20 protein-coding genes are annotated in these 17,741 nt (G+C 69.7%); 18 read left to right on the plus strand and 2 right to left on the minus strand.

What is annotated here, in order from left to right; translation table 11 throughout:
- The first annotated feature begins 147 nt into the window (after positions 1 to 147).
- From IPV10_RS07730 to rplQ, 7 genes are all read left to right on the plus strand, one after another.
- Complete coding sequence (locus tag IPV10_RS07730) at positions 148 to 810, plus strand: thioredoxin domain-containing protein (protein WP_207482455.1); 663 nt, start codon at positions 148 to 150, stop codon at positions 808 to 810.
- Between the two features lie 163 nt (positions 811 to 973).
- The gene (gene infA, locus IPV10_RS07735) at positions 974 to 1,195 is read left to right on the plus strand and encodes a translation initiation factor IF-1 (protein ID WP_028496510.1); all 222 of its coding nucleotides are present in this window, start codon (positions 974 to 976) and stop codon (positions 1,193 to 1,195) included.
- A 68-nt stretch (positions 1,196 to 1,263) separates the two neighbouring features.
- Entirely contained in the window at positions 1,264 to 1,380 is a 117-nt protein-coding gene (gene rpmJ / locus IPV10_RS07740; protein WP_207482457.1) for a 50S ribosomal protein L36, read from the plus strand.
- A gap of 166 nt (positions 1,381 to 1,546) precedes the next feature.
- A complete protein-coding gene (gene rpsM / locus IPV10_RS07745) occupies positions 1,547 to 1,921 on the plus strand; it encodes a 30S ribosomal protein S13 (RefSeq protein ID WP_017829190.1) in 375 nt (124 codons plus the stop codon).
- Positions 1,922 to 1,952: 31 nt separating this feature from the next.
- Positions 1,953 to 2,351: a 30S ribosomal protein S11 gene (gene rpsK / locus IPV10_RS07750; RefSeq protein WP_207482459.1), complete on the plus strand. Its 399-nt coding sequence runs from the start codon at positions 1,953 to 1,955 to the stop codon at positions 2,349 to 2,351.
- A 163-nt stretch (positions 2,352 to 2,514) separates the two neighbouring features.
- Positions 2,515 to 3,504, plus strand: a complete 990-nt coding sequence (locus tag IPV10_RS07755; protein ID WP_207482461.1) for a DNA-directed RNA polymerase subunit alpha — start codon at positions 2,515 to 2,517, stop codon at positions 3,502 to 3,504.
- A 33-nt stretch (positions 3,505 to 3,537) separates the two neighbouring features.
- Complete coding sequence (rplQ, locus tag IPV10_RS07760; RefSeq protein WP_207482464.1) at positions 3,538 to 4,257, plus strand: 50S ribosomal protein L17; 720 nt, start codon at positions 3,538 to 3,540, stop codon at positions 4,255 to 4,257.
- Positions 4,258 to 4,331: 74 nt separating this feature from the next.
- On the opposite strand, the gene IPV10_RS07765 is transcribed toward rplQ, so the two are convergent.
- Positions 4,332 to 5,906 (minus strand): AMP-binding protein, encoded by a 1,575-nt coding sequence (locus IPV10_RS07765; protein WP_207482466.1) that lies wholly within the window; start codon positions 5,904 to 5,906, stop codon positions 4,332 to 4,334.
- 85 nt (positions 5,907 to 5,991) lie between these two features.
- Positions 5,992 to 7,215, minus strand: a complete 1,224-nt coding sequence (locus IPV10_RS07770) for a PAS domain-containing protein (RefSeq protein ID WP_207482468.1) — start codon at positions 7,213 to 7,215, stop codon at positions 5,992 to 5,994.
- Between the two features lie 162 nt (positions 7,216 to 7,377).
- On the opposite strand from IPV10_RS07770, the gene IPV10_RS07775 reads away from it, so the two are divergent.
- From IPV10_RS07775 to IPV10_RS07825, 11 genes are all read left to right on the plus strand, one after another.
- The gene (locus IPV10_RS07775) at positions 7,378 to 8,397 is read left to right on the plus strand and encodes a tripartite tricarboxylate transporter substrate binding protein (RefSeq protein WP_207482470.1); all 1,020 of its coding nucleotides are present in this window, start codon (positions 7,378 to 7,380) and stop codon (positions 8,395 to 8,397) included.
- A 1-nt stretch (position 8,398) separates the two neighbouring features.
- Positions 8,399 to 8,944 (plus strand): tripartite tricarboxylate transporter TctB family protein, encoded by a 546-nt coding sequence (locus tag IPV10_RS07780; protein ID WP_207482472.1) that lies wholly within the window; start codon positions 8,399 to 8,401, stop codon positions 8,942 to 8,944.
- The gene (locus tag IPV10_RS07785; RefSeq protein WP_207482474.1) at positions 8,944 to 10,491 is read left to right on the plus strand and encodes a tripartite tricarboxylate transporter permease; all 1,548 of its coding nucleotides are present in this window, start codon (positions 8,944 to 8,946) and stop codon (positions 10,489 to 10,491) included. Before IPV10_RS07780 ends, IPV10_RS07785 begins: the two co-directional genes overlap by 1 nt.
- A 38-nt stretch (positions 10,492 to 10,529) precedes the next feature.
- Complete coding sequence (locus tag IPV10_RS07790; protein WP_207482476.1) at positions 10,530 to 11,327, plus strand: sulfite exporter TauE/SafE family protein; 798 nt, start codon at positions 10,530 to 10,532, stop codon at positions 11,325 to 11,327.
- 108 nt (positions 11,328 to 11,435) lie between these two features.
- Positions 11,436 to 11,702: a hypothetical protein gene (locus tag IPV10_RS07795; RefSeq protein WP_207482478.1), complete on the plus strand. Its 267-nt coding sequence runs from the start codon at positions 11,436 to 11,438 to the stop codon at positions 11,700 to 11,702.
- Positions 11,695 to 13,221, plus strand: a complete 1,527-nt coding sequence (locus IPV10_RS07800; RefSeq protein ID WP_207482480.1) for an ATP-binding protein — start codon at positions 11,695 to 11,697, stop codon at positions 13,219 to 13,221. The genes IPV10_RS07795 and IPV10_RS07800 overlap by 8 nt, the downstream gene beginning before the upstream one ends.
- Positions 13,221 to 13,880: a response regulator transcription factor gene (locus IPV10_RS07805; protein WP_207482482.1), complete on the plus strand. Its 660-nt coding sequence runs from the start codon at positions 13,221 to 13,223 to the stop codon at positions 13,878 to 13,880. The genes IPV10_RS07800 and IPV10_RS07805 overlap by 1 nt, the downstream gene beginning before the upstream one ends.
- A complete protein-coding gene (locus IPV10_RS07810; RefSeq protein ID WP_207482483.1) occupies positions 13,877 to 15,511 on the plus strand; it encodes an SLC13 family permease in 1,635 nt (544 codons plus the stop codon). Before IPV10_RS07805 ends, IPV10_RS07810 begins: the two co-directional genes overlap by 4 nt.
- 88 nt (positions 15,512 to 15,599) lie before the next feature.
- Entirely contained in the window at positions 15,600 to 16,802 is a 1,203-nt protein-coding gene (locus IPV10_RS07815; RefSeq protein ID WP_207482485.1) for a glycerate kinase, read from the plus strand.
- Positions 16,803 to 16,854: 52 nt separating this feature from the next.
- Positions 16,855 to 17,343 (plus strand): MaoC family dehydratase N-terminal domain-containing protein, encoded by a 489-nt coding sequence (locus IPV10_RS07820; protein WP_207482487.1) that lies wholly within the window; start codon positions 16,855 to 16,857, stop codon positions 17,341 to 17,343.
- Positions 17,343 to 17,741 carry a MaoC/PaaZ C-terminal domain-containing protein gene (locus tag IPV10_RS07825; RefSeq protein WP_207482489.1) on the plus strand — a complete coding sequence of 133 codons (399 nt, stop codon included), beginning with the start codon at positions 17,343 to 17,345 and terminating at the stop codon, positions 17,739 to 17,741. The genes IPV10_RS07820 and IPV10_RS07825 overlap by 1 nt, the downstream gene beginning before the upstream one ends.

The raw sequence follows: 17,741 nt of genomic DNA on the forward strand, positions 1-17,741 counted from the left end.
CTGCGTGTGCCGACACCTTCTGCATGAGCCAGGCGCGATCACAACGGGCGCATAGCTTTCTCAGGGCACAATAGTCGTGGGCGCGCCTGCGCCCGAGAACTTCAGGCGGACCCGCGCGACGCGCGGGCCTCGACAGAACGGAATGCAATGGCAGCCGCGAAGAGCAAGACCAACTGGTTCGCGATCTGGGTCTCGGTCGTCGTCGTCGTGGTGCTGGTCGGGCTCGGCGCCGTCGTCGTGATCCTGAACAACCAGGCCACCGCACCCGGGCCGGCACCGGAGAGCGCGCTCATCAACGAGGAGACCGGCGCGATCTCGTTCGGCGAGGGCAAGGACGAGGTCGACACCTACGTCGACTTCATGTGCCCGATCTGCGGTGACTTCGAGGCGCAGTACGGCGAGTCGCTGCAGACGGCGGCCGCGAACGGCGACATCACCCTCAACGTGCACCCCGTGTCGATCCTCGACCGTCTCTCGCAGAACACGAAGTTCTCCACGCGCGCGGCCGGCTCGATGTACTGCGTCGCCGAGGAGGCGCCGGATGCCGCACTCGACTACTTCAACCTGCTGTTCCAGAACCAGCCGGCGGAGAACTCCGCCGGCCTGTCGGACGACGAGCTCGCCGCCCTCGCCGAGCAGGCGGGTGCCGGTGCCGCTGCGGACTGCATCGCGGACGGCACGTACATGAGCTTCGTGGGCGCGCAGACCCAGGCGCACGAGATCCAGGGCACGCCGACGGTCGAGGTCAACGGCAAGAGGCTGGACCTGACGGCCGGCGAAATCACCGAGATGGAGAAGCTGCTCGGCTGACCCGGCATCACGGCGGCGGGGCCCGGTTTGCCGGATGCCCCGCCGTCGGATACCATAGATCTTTGGTGCCTTGCGCCTTGATTCGGCGTGTCCGAATCGGCGCATCACCGCAATCCAACCACCCACCGCAGATCGACCGGTCTGCAGAAGCGTCAGCGAGGCTATGGCTAAGAAAGACGGTGTCATCGAGATCGAGGGCGTGATCTCCGAGGCTCTGCCCAACGCGATGTTCCGCGTTGAGCTCACCAACGGGCACAAGGTCCTTGCAACGATCTCCGGCAAGATGCGGCAGAACTACATCCGCATCATCCCGGAGGACCGCGTGGTCGTGGAGCTCAGCCCCTACGACCTGACCCGCGGCCGCATCGTCTACCGCTACCGCTGATCGGTCGAGAAGTAACGGCCTGACTCCGCGCGGCGGAGTCGGTACGAAGACAGCGAACAGGAAACATCATGAAGGTCAACCCCAGCGTCAAGGCCATCTGCGATCACTGCAAGGTGATCCGCCGTCACGGCCGCGTCATGGTGATCTGCAAGAGCAACCCGCGCCACAAGCAGCGCCAGGGCTGATCTCTCTTCAGGTCGACACACAACTCAATACACACAACGGCAGGATCAGACGCTTCGACAAGCTCAGCGACCCAGGTGGGAGCTGTGGGGATTGGAGCTGACACCTCGGGGCGGAGGCCCGGGCACCGATCCTGCTCCACACCTCCACAAAACACAGGAGAACCGCATGGCACGTCTTGCCGGCGTTGACATCCCGCGCGACAAGCGCGTGGTGATCGCCCTTACCTACATCTACGGCGTCGGCCGTACCCGCTCGGTCGAGATCCTCAAGGCGACCGAGATCGACGAGAGCATCCGCGTGAAGGATCTCAGCGACGACCAGCTGATCGCCCTCCGCGACCACATCGAAGGCAACTACAAGGTGGAGGGTGACCTCCGCCGCGAGGTGGCCGCAGACATCCGCCGCAAGGTCGAGATCGGCTCCTACGAGGGCATCCGCCACCGTCGTGGTCTCCCGGTCCGTGGTCAGCGCACCAAGACCAACGCCCGTACCCGCAAGGGCCCGAAGCGCACCGTCGCAGGCAAGAAGAAGGCCCGCTAAGCGCGGCCCCAGGGACTAGGAGAACACTTTCATGGCTGCACCCAAGGCCGCCGCGCGCAAGCCGCGCCGCAAGGAAAAGAAGAACATCGCGCTGGGCCAGGCCCACATCAAGTCGACGTTCAACAACACGATCGTCTCGATCACGGACCCGTCCGGCGCTGTCATCAGCTGGGCATCGTCGGGTGGCGTGGGCTTCAAGGGCTCGCGCAAGTCGACCCCTTACGCCGCCGGCATGGCCGCCGAGTCCGCTGCGCGTCAGGCGCAGGAGCACGGCGTCAAGAAGGTCGACGTCTTCGTGAAGGGTCCGGGCTCCGGCCGCGAGACCGCGATCCGCTCGCTCCAGGCCGCAGGCCTCGAGGTCGGCTCGATCTCGGACGTCACCCCGCAGGCGCACAACGGCTGCCGCCCGCCGAAGCGCCGCCGCGTCTGACACGGCTCGGCGAGCCGCTCGGCCCTTCGACAAGCTCAGGGACCGAGCGGCTCGCCGCCCGTGCGGGCACAGCGTCCGCTCCGCGGACCACAGGCATCGTCACAACTCAAGACCTCACCCACCACATGTCATATAGCGGGCATGTGATCGAAAGGAACACAGAGTGCTTATTGCACAGCGTCCCACACTGACCGAGGAAAAGATCGTCGAGAACCGGAGCCGGTTCATCATCGAGCCTCTGGAGCCCGGCTTCGGCTACACGATCGGCAACGCGCTGCGTCGCAGCCTGCTGTCGTCGATCCCCGGCGCCGCGGTCACCAGCGTTCGCATCGACGGCGTGCTGCACGAGTTCAGCACCATCCCCGGCGTGAAGGAGGATGTCACCGAGATCATCCTCAACATCAAGCAGCTCGTCGTCTCGAGCGAGCGCGACGAGCCCATCACGGCTTACCTGCGCAAGACCGGTTCGGGCGAAGTGACCGCTGCCGACATCTCGGCTCCGGCCGGTGTCGAGGTGCAGAACCCCGAGCTCGTGATCGCGACGCTGAACGAGACCGCGAAGTTCGAGCTCGAACTCACGATCGAGCGTGGCCGTGGCTACGTCTCGGCGACGCAGAACCGCAACGAGTACGCCGAGGCCGGTCAGATCCCGATCGACTCGATCTACTCGCCGGTCCTCAAGGTCAGCTACCGCGTCGACGCCACCCGTGCCGGTGAGCGCACCGACTTCGACAAGCTCGTCCTGGATGTCGAGACGAAGTCCTCGATCAGCCCTCGCGACGCCGTCGCGTCGGCTGCGAAGACTCTCACCGAGCTGTTCGGCCTCGCCCGCGAGCTGAACGTCGAGGCCGAGGGCATCGAGATCGGCCCGGCGCCGGTGGAGGCAGTGAACTCCAGCGAGCTGTCGATGCCGATCGAGGACCTGGACCTGTCGGTCCGCTCCTACAACTGCCTCAAGCGCGAGGGCATCAACACCGTTTCGGAGCTCGTCGCCCTTTCGGAGACGCAGCTCATGAACATCCGCAATTTCGGCCAGAAGTCGGTCGACGAGGTGCGCGACAAGCTCATCTCGCTCGGTCTGTCGCTCAAGGATTCGGTGCCCGGTTTCGACGGCGCCCACTTCTACGGCGGCAGCGAAGACGAGTCCTTCTGACCTTCCCGAATTCTGACCAGGAGTTAGTCAACTATGCCTAAGCCCACCAAGGGACCCCGCCTCGGAGGCGGCCCCGCCCACGAGCGTCTGCTGCTTGCCAACCTCGCGGCTGCGCTGTTCACCCACAAGTCGATCAAGACGACCGAGACCAAGGCCAAGCGCGTGCGTCCGCTCGCCGAGCGCCTGATCACGTTCGCCAAGCGCGGCGACCTGCACGCTCGTCGTCGTGTCCTCTCGGTCATCGGCGACAAGAGCGTCGTGCACGAGCTGTTCGCCGAGATCGCCCCGCTCGTCGCGGACCGCGAGGGCGGCTACACGCGCATCACCAAGGTCGGCAACCGCAAGGGCGACAACGCCCCGATGGCCGTGATCGAGCTCGTCCTCGAGCCCGTCACGCCGAAGGCGAAGTCCACCAAGAAGGCCGCCGCCAAGACCGAGGCTCCGAAGGCCGACGAGGCTGCCGACGCCGGTGCCGAGTCGCAGGAGGAGGGCGCAGCTGCTGAGGCTGCCGCTGAGGAGGCAGTCGTCGAGACCGCCGCTCCCGCCGCGTTCGTGGCCGCCGAGTTCGGCGACGACTCGGCCGAGCCCCTCGAGGACGGTTCCGCCCCCGAGGGATTCGACATCAAGGGCAACAAGGACTCGATGAAGTTCCACCGCCCGGACGGCCAGTGGTACGACGCGACCATCGCCGAGGTGTGGTTCCGCACCGCCGAGGCCGCTGAGGCCGCCGGCTTCGTCGAGGCCGGCAAGTAAGCCGCAGCTTCACTGCGAAGAAGCCCGCCATCCCTCACGGGATGGCGGGCTTCTTCGCGTCGTGGCGGTCCGGGTCAGCGCGCGCGAAGGTCCTTGCGCAGGATCTTGCCGGACGCGGACTTCGGGATCGCCTCGATGAACTCGACCTGCCGCACCTTCTCGTGCGGTGCCACGTGCGCCGCGACATGGGTCATCACGGCATCCTCGTCGAGTTCCGCTCCCGGCTGCCGGACGACGTACGCCTTGGGCACCTCCTGGCCGTCCTCGTCGAGCACGCCGATCACGGCGGCATCCGCGATCGAGGGATGCTCCAGCAGCACGGCCTCGAGCACCGCCGGCGCCACCTGGTAGCCCTTGTACTTGATCAGCTCCTTCAGCCGGTCGACGATCCGGAAGATGCCGTCGTGCGTGACCGTCGCGATGTCGCCGGTGTGCAGCCAGCCGTCGGCGTCGAGCATCTCGGCGGTGGCGTCGGGCCGGTTGAGGTATCCGGTCATGACCTGCGGGCCGCGCACCCACAGCTCGCCCGGTGCGCTGACGCCGTCCGCCGGCTGCTCGATATCGGCCCCCGAATCCGGGTCGACCAGCCGCGCCTCGGTGTTGGGCACCAGAGGGCCGATGCTCGATCGGTCGATGTCGTCGCGGTCGGCGGAGATGAGGTTCACGGCGGGACTGGTCTCGGTCATGCCGTACCCCTGGGTCACGGTGCAGCCCAGCCGGGTCGCGACGGCCGACGCGAGGGCACCGTCCAGGGGCGCTGCACCGGAGAAGATCACCCTGACCGCCGAGAGGTCGTACTGATCGACGATCGGATGCTTCGCCAGCGCGACCGCGATCGGCGGAGCCACGAACACCCAGGTCGTCCGGTGCTCTGCGATGATGCGCAGGAACTCGACCAGGTCGAACCGGGGCATCGTGACGAGGCCCGCACGCTGCTTCAGCGCGAAGTTGAGCAGCACGGTCATGCCGTAGATGTGGAAGAAGGGGAGGACGGCGAGCAGGCGGTCGGTCTCGTCGACGTCGAGCACCGGTCGGCACTGCGACACGTTCGCGACCAGGTTGCGGTGCGTCAGCATCACGCCCTTCGGCCGCCCGGTCGTGCCTGAGGAGTAGGGGAGCACCGCGAGGTGGGTCGCGGGGTCGAAGGACACGTCGGGTGCGGTGCGTCCTTCTCCGAGGAGTGCCGGGAGCGACGGGTGGCCGTCGGCACCGTCGAGCACGATCACGTGATCGGCGTCGAACCCCAGGCTCTCTGCCGCGGACCAGGCGCCCGCGAGCAGCGGCGAGACGGTCACCAGCCAGGTCGCGCCGGCATCGGTCAGCTGATTCGCGATCTCCTCCGCGGTGTACAGGGAGTTGATCGTCGTGGCGGTCGCGCCCGCGCGCAGGATGCCGTGGAAGACCGTCGCGAACGCGGGCACGTTCGGGCAGAGCACCGCGACGGTGGTGCCGACACCGACGCCGCGGGCGGCCAGGGCGCCGGCGAACAGATCGATCTGCCCGATCAGCTGGCGGTAGGTGGTGGTGGCGCCGCTCATCCCGTCGATGAGCGCGACACCGTCCAGCTGCGATTCGTCGAGGTCGCCGAAGAGGAACTCGTGGATGGTGACATCCGGGATGTCGACGTCGGGGTAGGGGCTGCGCACCATGAGATCTCCTTCGATCCGGTCAGTCGACGATCATCGTCTGCGAGCCAGTGTCGCACAACATGGCACTGAGTCCCAGGCGATGTGATCAGACCGGGTCGTTCGCGCGGTAGCGCGTGCTCGGCCGCCCCTTGGTCGAGTAATCGAGCGCGCGGATGGCCCGGCCGGAGCTGGCGAGGTGCTCGAGATAGCGGCGCGCGCTCACTCGCGAGATCTGCAGGTCATCGCCGATCTCGGTCGCGGACGCATCAGGGCGCGCGGCGAGGGCGGCGGCCACCCGGTCGAGCGTCTCGGCGCTCAGGCCCTTCGGCACGCCGAGGCGCTGACGGAAGGCGATGATCGCGTCGGCCGCCTCGACACGCCGGACGACGTCATGCAGCTCGGTGTGATCGCGCAGCAGCAGCGTGGTCGCCCCGACGTCGGCGCTGTCGATCTCGCCCCCGGTGCTGCGTGCGACGAGCACGTGCGAGCCGACGATGACCGGCCGGCCCGCGTCCTCGCCCTCCCTGAGCACGGTGTACAGCTCTTCTCCGAGCACATCGGCCGCCATGGCGCCGTCGAGGCCGGCCGCCTCCGTTCCGAGCAGCCGCGCGGCCGCGTCGTTCACGAGCGTGATCCTCCCGGAGCCGTCGACCGTGATCACGCCCTCGCTCAAACCGTGCAGGGTCGTCTCCTGGTTCTTCACCAGCGCGGCGATCTGATGCGGTTCGAGGAGGTAGATGCGGCGGCGGATCACGGAGGTGACCCACGCCGACCCGAACACGCCGAGCACCGCAGCGGCGAGCATGGCGGCGATGAGCCAGGCGAGGTTCCGCATGAACTCGTCGTTCAGCTCGGACTCGAGGATGCCGACGGATGCCGTGCCGATCACCGTGCCGTCATCCGCGAAGATCGGCACCTTCACCCGCCACGATGTGCCGAGCGTCCCCGTCTGCGTGCCGATGTAGATCTCCCCGGAGAGCGGGATGGAGGGGTCGGTGGAGACCCTCTCGCCGATCCGGTAGGGGTTCGGATGGGAGTAGCGGATGCCGTCGGCGTCGGCCACCACGACGTAGGCCAGATCGGATGCCTCCCGGATGACCTCCGCGATCGGCTGGATCGTCGCCGAGGGATCCTCGTCGTCGAAGGCCTCGCGCACGGTCGGCAGGGACGCGATCGACTGCGCGACGGCCTGCATGCGGTCCTTGTACGACTCGCGAAGGGCCTGCTCCTGGAATGCGCCCGCCACGATTCCCGTCGCAAGGGTCACCAGGAACACGATCAGCGCCTGCAGCAGCAGCAGCTGTACGCGGAGCGTCATCTTCGAGGCCACCCGACCATTCTGGTCCCTGCAGGGACGGGCGGCGAGCGGCGTCGGCAGCTGTTCGCGACCAATAGTTTCAGAACCGCGACCAATGGTTTCCGAAGCTATCGCTGCGGCATCCGGCCCTCCAGGGTGGACGGACAGCAACCCGAACGCTCAAGGAGGAGCGCAATGAAGCACACACGAATCGTCACGGCAGGCGCAGCATTCGCCGTGATCGCGCTGGCACTCACAGCATGCTCCGGCGGGAACGCACCCGCAGGCGGCAACGACGGCGGCGGCGACGCGGTCGCCGCCATCGAGGATGTCAAGATCATCGTCCCGGCCGACCCCGGCGGCGGCTGGGACCAGACCGGACGCGCGATGTCGCAGGTGCTGACCGGCGACGAGATCGTCGGATCCGCGCCGGTCTCGAACGTCGGCGGCGCCGGCGGCACCGTCGGACTCGCGCAGCTCGCGAACGAGAAGGACCCGGCGACCCTCATGGTGATGGGCCTGGTCATGGTGGGCGCGATCGAGACGAACGCATCGGCCGTGCGCCTCGAGGACACCACCCCGATCGCCCGCCTCACCGACGAGCCCCTCGTCGTCGTGGTTCCGGAGAGCTCGAAGTACGAGACGCTGGAAGATCTCGTCGAGGACATCGTCGACAAGGGGCAGGAGGTCACCGTGACCGGCGGATCCGCCGGCGGTGCCGACCACATCCTCGCCGGGCTCCTGCTCGAGGCGGCAGGGCTCGAAGGCGCGGAGATCCCCGAGAAGCTGAACTACACGCCGAACTCGGGCGGCGGCGAGGCCGTCTCCCTGCTCGTCGGCAACAAGGTCGCGGCCGGCATCTCGGGCGTCGGCGAGTTCCTCCAGTACATCGAGGACGGCTCGATGCGGGCGCTTGCGGTCTCCGGCGCGGAGCCGGTCGAGTCGCTCCCCGACGTGCCCACGATCACCGACGCCGGATACGACGTCGTTCTCACCAACTGGCGCGGAGTGATCGCACCGGGTGGCATCTCCGACGAAGAGCGCGCGGAACTCGAGCGCATCGTCACGGAGCTGCACGACGCGGAAGCCTGGACGGACGAGCTCGAGACCAAGGGCTGGGCCGACGCGTTCCTGGTCGGCGACGAGTTCGACACCTTCCTGGAGGAGAACATCTCCGACGTCACCGGGACGCTCGAGAACATCGGGCTGATCTGACATGGAAGCCCCGATCCTCGGGGCGAGCGGGCGGGCCGAGGCTACTCGGCCCGCCCCGCGGGTTCCCATCGGTGAACTCGTCTTCGCCCTGCTCATGCTCGCCCTCGGCGTCTTCGCGCTCATCGGCGTCTTCACGATCCACGTCCCCAAGGGCGTGAAGGTCGGGCCGACCATCTTCCCGATCTTCGTCTCGGTGATCCTGCTGGCGTCCGCGGCCGCCGTGCTCGTCGACGTGCTCCGCGGCAAGCGCGCGGAGCTGGAGGATGCCGAGGACATCGACCCGCACGCCAGGACCGACTGGCTGACGCTCGCGAAGATCGTCGGAGCCGTGGTCGCCCACCTGCTGCTGATCGACGTGATCGGCTGGGCGCCGGCGGCGGCCGTGCTCTTCGGAGTCGTTGCATGGTCGCTCGGCGCCAAGCGCTGGTGGCTGGCGTTCGTCATCGGCCTGGCCGTCAGCCTGACGGTGCAGATCGTGTTCGGCGGGCTGATGGGGCTGTCACTGCCCTGGGGTCCGGCTCTCGGATGGCTCGGAGGGATGTTCTGATGGACAGCTGGACCCTGCTTCTGGAAGGCTTCGCCACCGCGCTGCAGCCGCAGTACCTCATATTCGCGTTCTTCGGCGTGCTGGTGGGCACCGCAGTGGGCGTGCTCCCGGGCATCGGCCCCGCCATGACGGTCGCACTGCTGCTGCCGCTCACCTACACGCTCGACCCCACCGCCGCGCTCATCACGTTCGCCGGCATCTACTACGGCGGGATGTACGGCGGCTCGACCACCAGCATCCTGCTGAACACCCCAGGTGAATCGGCATCCATCGTCACGGCCATCGAAGGCAACAGGATGGCGAAGCTGGGCCGCGGCGCTGCCGCGCTCGCGACCGCCGCGATCGGCTCGTTCGTCGCCGGCACCATCGCCACGGTCGGCCTCACGCTGCTCGCCCCCGTGCTCGCGCAGTTCGCGGTGAACCTCGGCCCTGCCGACTACGTCGCGCTCATCGTGATCGCATTCATCACGGTCGGCGCGCTGATCGGCAGCTCGGTCCCTCGCGGCATGACGTCGCTCGGCGTCGGGCTGTTCCTCGGGCTCGTCGGCACCGACACCCTCACGGCGCAGCAGCGCTACACGCTCGGACTGCTGCCCCTGTCTGACGGCATCGACATCGTGCTCGTCGCCGTCGGCCTCTTCGCCGTGGGCGAGACGCTGTACATCGCCGCGCGGATGCGGCACGGAGCCATCGACGTGATCCCTGTGACGCGCGGCTGGCGCAGTTGGATGACGAAGGACGACTGGAAGCGCTCGTGGAAGCCGTGGCTGCGCGGCACCGCGATCGGCTTCCCGATCGGCACGATTCCCGCCGGCGGCGCGGACGTGGCGACATTCCTCTCGTACGCGACCGAGCGCAAGCTCTCCCGGCACAAGAGCGAGTTCGGCCGCGGAGCGATCGAGGGCGTCGCCGGTCCCGAGTCCGCGAACAACGCGGCTGCGGCCGGCGTGCTCGTCCCGCTGCTGACACTCGGGCTGCCCACGACCGCGACGGCGGCGATCATCCTCGTCGCGTTCCAGGCGTACGGCCTGCAGCCGGGGCCGCAGCTGTTCCAGAACCAGCCGGCTCTGGTGTGGGCGCTCGTCGCGAGCCTCTATCTCGGCAACGTCATCCTCATCATCCTGAACCTGCCGCTCGTCGGCATGTGGGTGAAGCTGCTGCAGATCCCGCGGCCGTACCTGTACGCGGGCATCCTGCTCTTTGCCGCCTTCGGCGCGTACGCGCTGAACTTCGCGGTCGTCGACATCCTGATCCTCGCGATCATCGGCGTCCTCGGCTACTTCATGCGGCGATACGGATATCCGGTGGCACCGCTGGTGGTCGGCATGATCCTGGGGCCGATGGGGGAGGAGTACCTGCGCAAGGCGCTGCAGCTCAGCCAGGGCGACCTGTCGACGCTGGTCCTGCAGCCGTTCGCCGCGAGCGCCTACCTCGTGCTGGCGCTCCTCGTCGTCGGCGGGCTGTGGCTGCGCCGGCGCCAGCAGCGCTACGAGCAGGCGCTGACCGAGTCGATCGCGGTTCCCATCAAGGCGGATCAGGAGGTCTGACGAAGAGGCCGGAGAGCCCCGGCGAGTAGGCTGATCCGGTGAGCACCGCCGAGACCCTGAACCGAGGGCCTCGGGCGTACACGGCATTCATCGGGATCGGCCTCCTCGCCGGCATCCTCTCCGGCCTCTTCGGCGTCGGCGGCGGCACGGTGATCGTCCCGCTGCTCGTGCTGCTGCTGCATTTCGACCAGCGGCTGTCCGCCGGCACCTCGCTGGCGGCGATCGTGCCGACGGCGACGGTCGGAGTCATCTCGTACGCCGTGCACGACTCCGTCGCCTGGATCCCCGCGCTCATCCTCGCTGCCGGCTCGGTGGTGGGTGCGCAGATCGGCACGCGGCTGCTGCCGAGGATCTCGCAGACCGCCCTGCGCTGGGGGTTCGTCGGGTTCCTCGGCCTGGTCATCGTCAGCCTCTTCCTGGTGATCCCCTCACGGGACGCCCCGTTCGAGCTGAACCTGCTCAGCGGTCTCGCCCTCGTGGTCGTCGGCGTGGCCACCGGCGTCCTCGCCGGTCTCATCGGAGTGGGCGGCGGCGTGATCGTCGTGCCTGTGCTGATGCTGGCGTTCGGCACGAGCGACCTCGTCGCAAAGGGCACGTCGCTGCTGATGATGATCCCCACCGCACTGTCCGGCACCATCGGCAACATCCGCACCCGCAACGTCGACCTGGTCGCGGCGACCATGATCGGCCTGGCCGCCTGCACCACGACGGCGCTCGGCGCGTGGCTGGCGACGCTCATCGACCCGGCCGCCGGGAACATGCTCTTCGCGGCATACCTCGTCGTGATCGCGGTGCAGATGGCGATGAAGGCGTTCCGCGGTCGCCGGCGGGACTGAGCGGCGCTTCCGGCGCTCTCGGCAGTCCAGGCGCTCGGATCGCCGAAGATGAAGAGACCTTCATCCGCGCCTCATGCGCTCATCATCAAGGCACGGCACGATGGAGTCATGACCAGCCCCCGACGCATCCTGATCCCCGGCGCACTGATCGCCATTCCGGTGATCTTCGCTGTGGGGAGCGTGGCGCTGGCTCAGACGCCGCCGGCGCCGAACCTCCCCGCGACCCCCGTGACCGTGCAGCTCTCGACGCCGACGCCGACGCCGACGCCGGCCGCTCCGACGGAGGTCGTCCCGTCTCCCGCTCCCGCCCCGGCCCCGGCCCCGGTGCCGCCGCCGGCGGGCGATGACGACGATGACGGCGGCGATGATGACTGACGCCACCACGGAGGTCATCGAGGTCGCCGCACCCGAAGCGCCGCCGCGCAGGAAGCAGGAGCAGGGCGCGCCGCTGCGCACCCTGCGCGCTCGCACCCTGCCCGCTCGCTGGCGGATCACGCTCTGGATCATCCTGAGCTCCCTGATCACGCTGCTCGCGGTCGGGATGATCGGCCGCAGCATCTTCCTCGCGGGCGTCGAGCAGAACGCCAACGAACAGATCGAGCAGGAGGCGGCCGAGTTCGTCCGCTTCGCCGAGGACGCCACGACCAGCGGCCACACCACGCTCGAGGAGCTTCTGGACGAGTACTTCGCACGCCAGTCGGCGCACGCCGGCGAGGTCGTGGTCGGCGTGGCCGACGGCGAGGTCGTGTCGGTGCTGAACGGGCTGCCGGGTGGGGTCGCCGCGCCGGCGTTCGACGGCATCCCCGGCGGCGGCGTCCTGATCGAGCGGATGCTGCGCTCCACGGCGACCGCGGGCGAGCTGACGACCGGCGAGCAGGGCCCGGTGCGCTGGGGGCGCATGGATTTCGTGGCAGGCGGCCACGAGGGCGCGGTGCTCATCGTGCAGTACACGCAGCAGGCCCGCGCCCAGGTGGATGCGACGTTCGGCACCATCGCGTGGGTCGCGCTGCTGGGTGTGCTGCTCAGCTCCGGCATCGCCTGGCTCGTGGCCGGTCAGATCCTCGCCCCCGTGCGCGAGGTGTACCGGGTCGCCAGGGACATCGGCGAGCGGGACCTCACCGCCCGGGTGCCGGTGGACGGCAGCGACGACATCGCCGCGGTGGCGACGACCTTCAACCAGATGCTCGACCGGCTCGAGACAGTGCATGCGACGCAGCAGCGATTCGTCGACGACGCCGGGCACGAGCTGCGCACCCCGATCACGATCGTGCGCGGGCACCTGGAGCTGCTCAGCGACGACCCGGAGGAGCGCGCGGCGACCATCCGCCTCGTCAGCGGCGAACTCGACAGGATGAGCCGCATCGTCACCGACCTGCTCGTGCTCGCACGTGCCGAGCAGCCCGACTTCGTGCGCGCGGCGCGCTGCGACGCGGCGTCGCTCACGCTCGACATCGAGGCGAAGGCACAGGCGCTCGGCGACCGGAACTGGCAGCTGATGGAGGTCGCGGAGGGCAGTGCGCCCCTCGACCCGCAGCGCATCACCCAGGCGGTGCTGCAGCTCGCGGCGAACGCCGTGCAGGTCACGGAGGACGGCGACCGCATCCGCATCGGCTCGCGGTTCGAGGGCGAAGGGGACGAGCGCCGGCTGCGGCTCTGGGTGCAGGACACCGGGCCCGGCGTGGCAGCGGCGGACGCGGAGCGGATCTTCGAGCGCTTCACCCGCGGCGACAGCGTCGGCGCCCGCCGCGGCTCGGGCCTCGGGCTCGCGATCGTGCGCGCGATCACCGACGGCCACGGCGGCTCCGCCTGGGTCGACAGCGTGATCGGCGAGGGCGCGACGTTCGGCATCGACATCCCCGCGCCTTCCGGTGCGGACGAGGAGAGGAGCGCCTGATGCGCAGCATCCTGATCGCGGAAGACGATCCGCACATCACCTCGTTCGTTCGCCGCGGCCTGCGCGCCGCCGGCTACGAGACGGCCGAGGCGGCCGACGGCCCGACAGCACTGCTGATGGCGCGCAGCGGCATGTTCGACCTGGTGCTGCTGGACATCGGACTCGGCGGCATGGACGGGTTCGACGTCCTCGCGAACCTGCGCGGGGAGGGAGCATCCACTCCGGTCATCATCCTGACCGCACGCGACTCGGTGATCGACACCGTCCGCGGGCTCGAGGGCGGCGCGAACGACTACGTGACCAAGCCGTTCCAGTTCGCGGAGCTCATCGCCAGGGTGCGGCTGCGCATCGGGGACGGCGAGGGGCGGGCGACAGGGCCGGTGCTCTCGCACGGCGACATCCACGTCGACGTGCGGGCACGCAGCGTCACGGTCGCAGGCGACGTCCGGGAGCTCACCTCGCGGGAGTTCTCCCTGCTCGAGGTGTTCATGCAGAACACGGGTCAGGTGCTCTCCAGGGATCAGCTGATCGGGCACGTCTGGGGGATGGACTTCGACCCCGCATCCAATGTCGTCGACGTGTACGTGCGGGCGCTGCGCAGCAAGATCGGCGCGGAACGCATCGAGACCGTCCGCGGGGCAGGATACCGATTCCGATGAACGACATCGCAGACACCGCTCCGCTCCCGGTCATCACGCGCACGGCCTTCGCGACGGTTCCGCCGCGACGCACCGCTGCGGCGCGCGCGGCCTCGCGAGACCTCCTCTCCCAGCGGCCTGCCGTCGCCGGGAGACCCGCGGACGCGCCCCGCCCGGTCGGCGCAGTGCTTCCCGCCGGGCGGGGGCGGATGCTCAGCATCGTCGTCGTCGCCGCGATCCTCGTCGGAGGCATCGTGCTGGCGTTCGCGGCGCATCCGGCGATCGGCGGCTCGCCCGGCGGCATCACCGTCCCGATCGCGCTCACGATCACCGTGTTCCTGCTCAGTGTGTGGGCGTGGACGTCGACCCGGCTGGACGACACCCTCGTCGCCTTTCTCGCCGTGCTCGCGCTGATCATGACCGGCGTGCTCCCGGCCGCCGAGTTCTTCGCGACCCTCGGCGACGAGACGATCTGGCTGCTGATCGGTGCGTTCGTGATCGCCGCCGCGGTGTCCTCCTCCGGCCTCGCCCTCCGCGGCGCCGTCCAGCTGCTGCGGTTCGCCCGCGGTCCCCGAAGCCTGTTCCACCTCACCACGGTCGCTCTCACGCTCACCGCGTTCGCCGTGCCGGCGACGTCGGGCCGGGCCGCCCTCGCCGTGCCGGTGCACGACGCCGTCGGGGCGGTCCTGCCCGGACGCGAACGAGTCGTGCGCGCACTGGCGCTGCTGATGCCGACCGTCGTGCTGCTCTCCGCAGTCGGCTCCCTGCTCGGGGCCGGCGCGCACATCATCACCGTGCAGCTGCTCGAGGCCGCGGGGGAGCGGGGCTTCTCGTTCCTCGGCTGGCTGTGGCTCGGCCTTCCGCTGGCGATCGTGTCCTCGCACCTGGCGTGCGAGATCATCCTGTGGCGATTCCTCGCCGCAAGCGACCGGGCCACCGCGCTCCGGGTGCCGCCGGCGGCCGTGGCGAGGGCGACCTCGACGACCGTGACGGGGCCGCTGTCTCCGCTCGAGCGCCGCGCCGTCGTGCTGCTCGGCGCCGTCATCGTGCTCTGGAGCACCGAGCCCCTCCATCAGCTGCCGCCGGCGCTGGTCGCCCTCATCGGCGCGGTCGCCGCGGTGACCCCCGGCATCGGATGCACGACGTTCCCCGCGGCGGTCAAGCGGGTGCCCTGGTCGCTGCTGCTGTTCCTGGCCGCGACCCTGGCGATGGCGTCGGCGCTCACCTCGACCGGCGCGGCGACCTGGCTCAGCGCTGCGCTGCTGGCCCCGCTCGGCGGTCTCGGCGAATCGGGGGCGATTGCCTTCGTGATCGCGGTGATCGCGGTGTCGATCGCTGCGCACCTGCTGATCCCCTCGCGCTCGGCGCGATCGGCGGCGCTCATCCCCGTCGTGATCGCCGTCGCACCCGCGCTCGGCGTGGATCCCGCGGCCGCGGCATTCGCCTCGACGGCGGCGGCCGGGTTCTGCCACACGCTGCCGAGCTCCGCGAAGCCGGTCGCGATGTTCGCGGATCCGGATGTCGTGCGCATCGGGTTCGAATCGCGCGATCTGCGTCGCCTCTCCGCGCTCCTGGCGCCCGCGATGTTCGTCCTCGTCTCCGTGTTCGCGCTCTGGATCTGGCCGTCGATGGGTATGCCGCTGCTGCGCTGAGGCGCCCTCGCCACCGCTCTCTCCGCCTGCGCCGCCGGTGCAGCGGTACTCGTCGCGCCCGCATCCGGGTGCAGAAGGAGGAAGAACCATGTCCATTCACACCCCGCAGCGGATCCTGGTCGCACCGAGCGGATTCAAGGAGAGCCTCAGCGCCGAGGCGGTCGCCCGCGCCATCGCGGCCGGCGTCCGCCGCGTCATCCCCGGCGTGCAGGTCGACGAGTACCCGGTGCCGGACGGCGGGGAGGGCACCGCGTCCGCGCTCGCCGCAGCCACGGGCGGCGAACTCGTCCCCGTGCGGGTCACCGGCCCCGTCGGCGAGCCCGTCGACGCGCACTGGGCGCGGCTCGGCGGCCGGGCGGCCGGGACCGCCGTGGTGGAGATGGCCGCGGCCGCCGGCCTCCGCCTGGTGCCGCGGGATCGCCGGGACCCCGGCGAGACCACCACGTACGGCGTCGGAGAGCTGATCGCCGCGGCGCTGGACGCCGGGGCCGAGCGCATCGTCGTCGGATGCGGCGACTCCGGCACCAGCGACGGCGGCGCCGGAGCGCTCGTGGCGCTCGGGGCGCGGGTGCTCGACCGGGGCGGGAGACCTCTCGGCCGCGGCGGCCGTCATCTCGCCGAGGCGACGCAGCTCGACCTGTCCGGCCTGCATCCGCGACTCGGCGAGGTCGAGATCGTCCTCGCCTGCAACATCCACAACGTGCTGTGCGGTCCGAACGGCGTCGCACGCGTGTTCGGACCGCAGAAGGGAGCGACCCCCGCGCAGGTCGAGCAGCTCGCGACCGGACTCGACGCGTGGGCCGCGCTCCTCGAGGAGCAGAGTCCGTTCGGCGGGGAGATGGACGTGCGCACCGGCGGCGGCACCGGGGCGTCCGGCGGTCTCGGTGCAGGGCTCGCCGCGGTGCTCGGGGCTCGCCTCGCCCCTCGCTTCGAGGTGCTGCTCGACGGTGATCTGCTGCCGGACGACCTCGACGAGCTGATGATGTCGGCCGACCTGGTCATCACCGCCGAGGGAGCGATCGACTTCCAGACCCCGCGCGGCAAGGTGCCGGCCGAGATCGCGATGCGCGCCCGCATCGCAGGCGTGCCCGTGCTCGGCATCGCCGGCTCCCTCGGCAGGGGAGCGCCGGCCGTGCACGACATCGGCATCGACGCGATCGCGTCGATCCTGACGGTGCCGATGCCGCTGGAGCAGGCCGTCGAGCAGGGGGAGGAGCTGCTGCGGGATGCCGCGGAGCGCAGCATGCGCATGGTCCTGCTCGGGTCGGCGATATCGGCCCGAGCGGCGTGAGCGGCATCCACGGACGCAGACTCCCGCTGCCACCCCTCGGTAGGATCGTGGGGTGGCAGTGAACCAAGATCTGGTCGGCCGGGAGTTCCCGCCGACGCCCCCGTACCTCGTCGGCCGGGAGAAGGTGCGCGAATTCGCTCGCGCCGTCTTCGCCGACGCCCCGCAGCACACCGACGTGGAGGCCGCGCGCGCCGCCGGCTTCGCCGATGTCTCGGCGCCGCCGACCTTCGCGATGGTCATCCAGGACCTCACGCTCCAGCAGCTGCTGAGCGAGCCCGACTCCGGCATCGTGCTCGCGCGCACGATCCACGCCGAGCAGAGGTTCGCCTACTCGCGCCCGATCGTCGCCGGCGACGAGCTCACCGCGCGACTGAAGGTCACCGGCATCCGCATGATGGGCGGCAACGCGATGATCACCAGCGAGGCGTCGATCACTGATGCGGACGGCGCTCACGTCGTGACCGCCACCAGCGTGCTGCTGGTCGGTGCGGGCGACGAGCGCGCCGACGAAGCGCGCGCAGGCGAGGAAGGAGCGGCCTGATGGGCTACGCAGTCGGAGACGTCATCGCGGAGCGCACCGTGCACCTCACCCGCGAGTCGCTCGTGCGCTACGCGGGAGCATCCGGGGACTTCAACCCCATCCACTATCGCGACGACATCGCGGCATCCGTCGGCCTGCCCGGAGTGCTCGCGCACGGGATGCTCACGATGGGCCTCGCCTCCTCCGTGGTCGTCGCTGCTCTCGAGCCCGGGGCCAGGATCCTCGACTACGGGGTGCGGTTCACCAAGCCGGTCGTCGTCGACGCGGTCGACGGCGCCGACGTGCACGTCCTCGCGACGGTCGCCGCCGTGGACGACATCGCGGCCCGGATCGACCTCAAGGTGACCTTCGCCGAGGCGACGGTGCTGGTCAAGGCGCAGTTGCGCGTCGCGGTCTGA

The organism is Microbacterium sp. SD291 (assembly GCF_017355365.1).
Classification (GTDB): Bacteria; Actinomycetota; Actinomycetes; order Actinomycetales; family Microbacteriaceae; genus Microbacterium.

What these genes read in the sequence shown, in the direction of transcription:
- IPV10_RS07730 (WP_207482455.1), top strand. Translation starts at nt 148, where the DNA reads ATGGCAGCCGCGAAGAGCAAGACCAACTGGTTCGCGATCTGGGTCTCG.
- infA (WP_028496510.1), top strand. Translation starts at nt 974, where the DNA reads ATGGCTAAGAAAGACGGTGTCATCGAGATCGAGGGCGTGATCTCCGAG.
- rpmJ (WP_207482457.1), top strand. Translation starts at nt 1,264, where the DNA reads ATGAAGGTCAACCCCAGCGTCAAGGCCATCTGCGATCACTGCAAGGTG.
- rpsM (WP_017829190.1), top strand. Translation starts at nt 1,547, where the DNA reads ATGGCACGTCTTGCCGGCGTTGACATCCCGCGCGACAAGCGCGTGGTG.
- rpsK (WP_207482459.1), top strand. Translation starts at nt 1,953, where the DNA reads ATGGCTGCACCCAAGGCCGCCGCGCGCAAGCCGCGCCGCAAGGAAAAG.
- rplQ (WP_207482464.1), top strand. Translation starts at nt 3,538, where the DNA reads ATGCCTAAGCCCACCAAGGGACCCCGCCTCGGAGGCGGCCCCGCCCAC.
- IPV10_RS07765 (WP_207482466.1), bottom strand. Translation starts at nt 5,906, where the DNA reads ATGGTGCGCAGCCCCTACCCCGACGTCGACATCCCGGATGTCACCATC.
- IPV10_RS07775 (WP_207482470.1), top strand. Translation starts at nt 7,378, where the DNA reads ATGAAGCACACACGAATCGTCACGGCAGGCGCAGCATTCGCCGTGATC.
- IPV10_RS07780 (WP_207482472.1), top strand. Translation starts at nt 8,399, where the DNA reads ATGGAAGCCCCGATCCTCGGGGCGAGCGGGCGGGCCGAGGCTACTCGG.
- IPV10_RS07785 (WP_207482474.1), top strand. Translation starts at nt 8,944, where the DNA reads ATGGACAGCTGGACCCTGCTTCTGGAAGGCTTCGCCACCGCGCTGCAG.
- IPV10_RS07795 (WP_207482478.1), top strand. Translation starts at nt 11,436, where the DNA reads ATGACCAGCCCCCGACGCATCCTGATCCCCGGCGCACTGATCGCCATT.
- IPV10_RS07800 (WP_207482480.1), top strand. Translation starts at nt 11,695, where the DNA reads ATGACTGACGCCACCACGGAGGTCATCGAGGTCGCCGCACCCGAAGCG.
- IPV10_RS07805 (WP_207482482.1), top strand. Translation starts at nt 13,221, where the DNA reads ATGCGCAGCATCCTGATCGCGGAAGACGATCCGCACATCACCTCGTTC.
- IPV10_RS07810 (WP_207482483.1), top strand. Translation starts at nt 13,877, where the DNA reads ATGAACGACATCGCAGACACCGCTCCGCTCCCGGTCATCACGCGCACG.
- IPV10_RS07815 (WP_207482485.1), top strand. Translation starts at nt 15,600, where the DNA reads ATGTCCATTCACACCCCGCAGCGGATCCTGGTCGCACCGAGCGGATTC.
- IPV10_RS07825 (WP_207482489.1), top strand. Translation starts at nt 17,343, where the DNA reads ATGGGCTACGCAGTCGGAGACGTCATCGCGGAGCGCACCGTGCACCTC.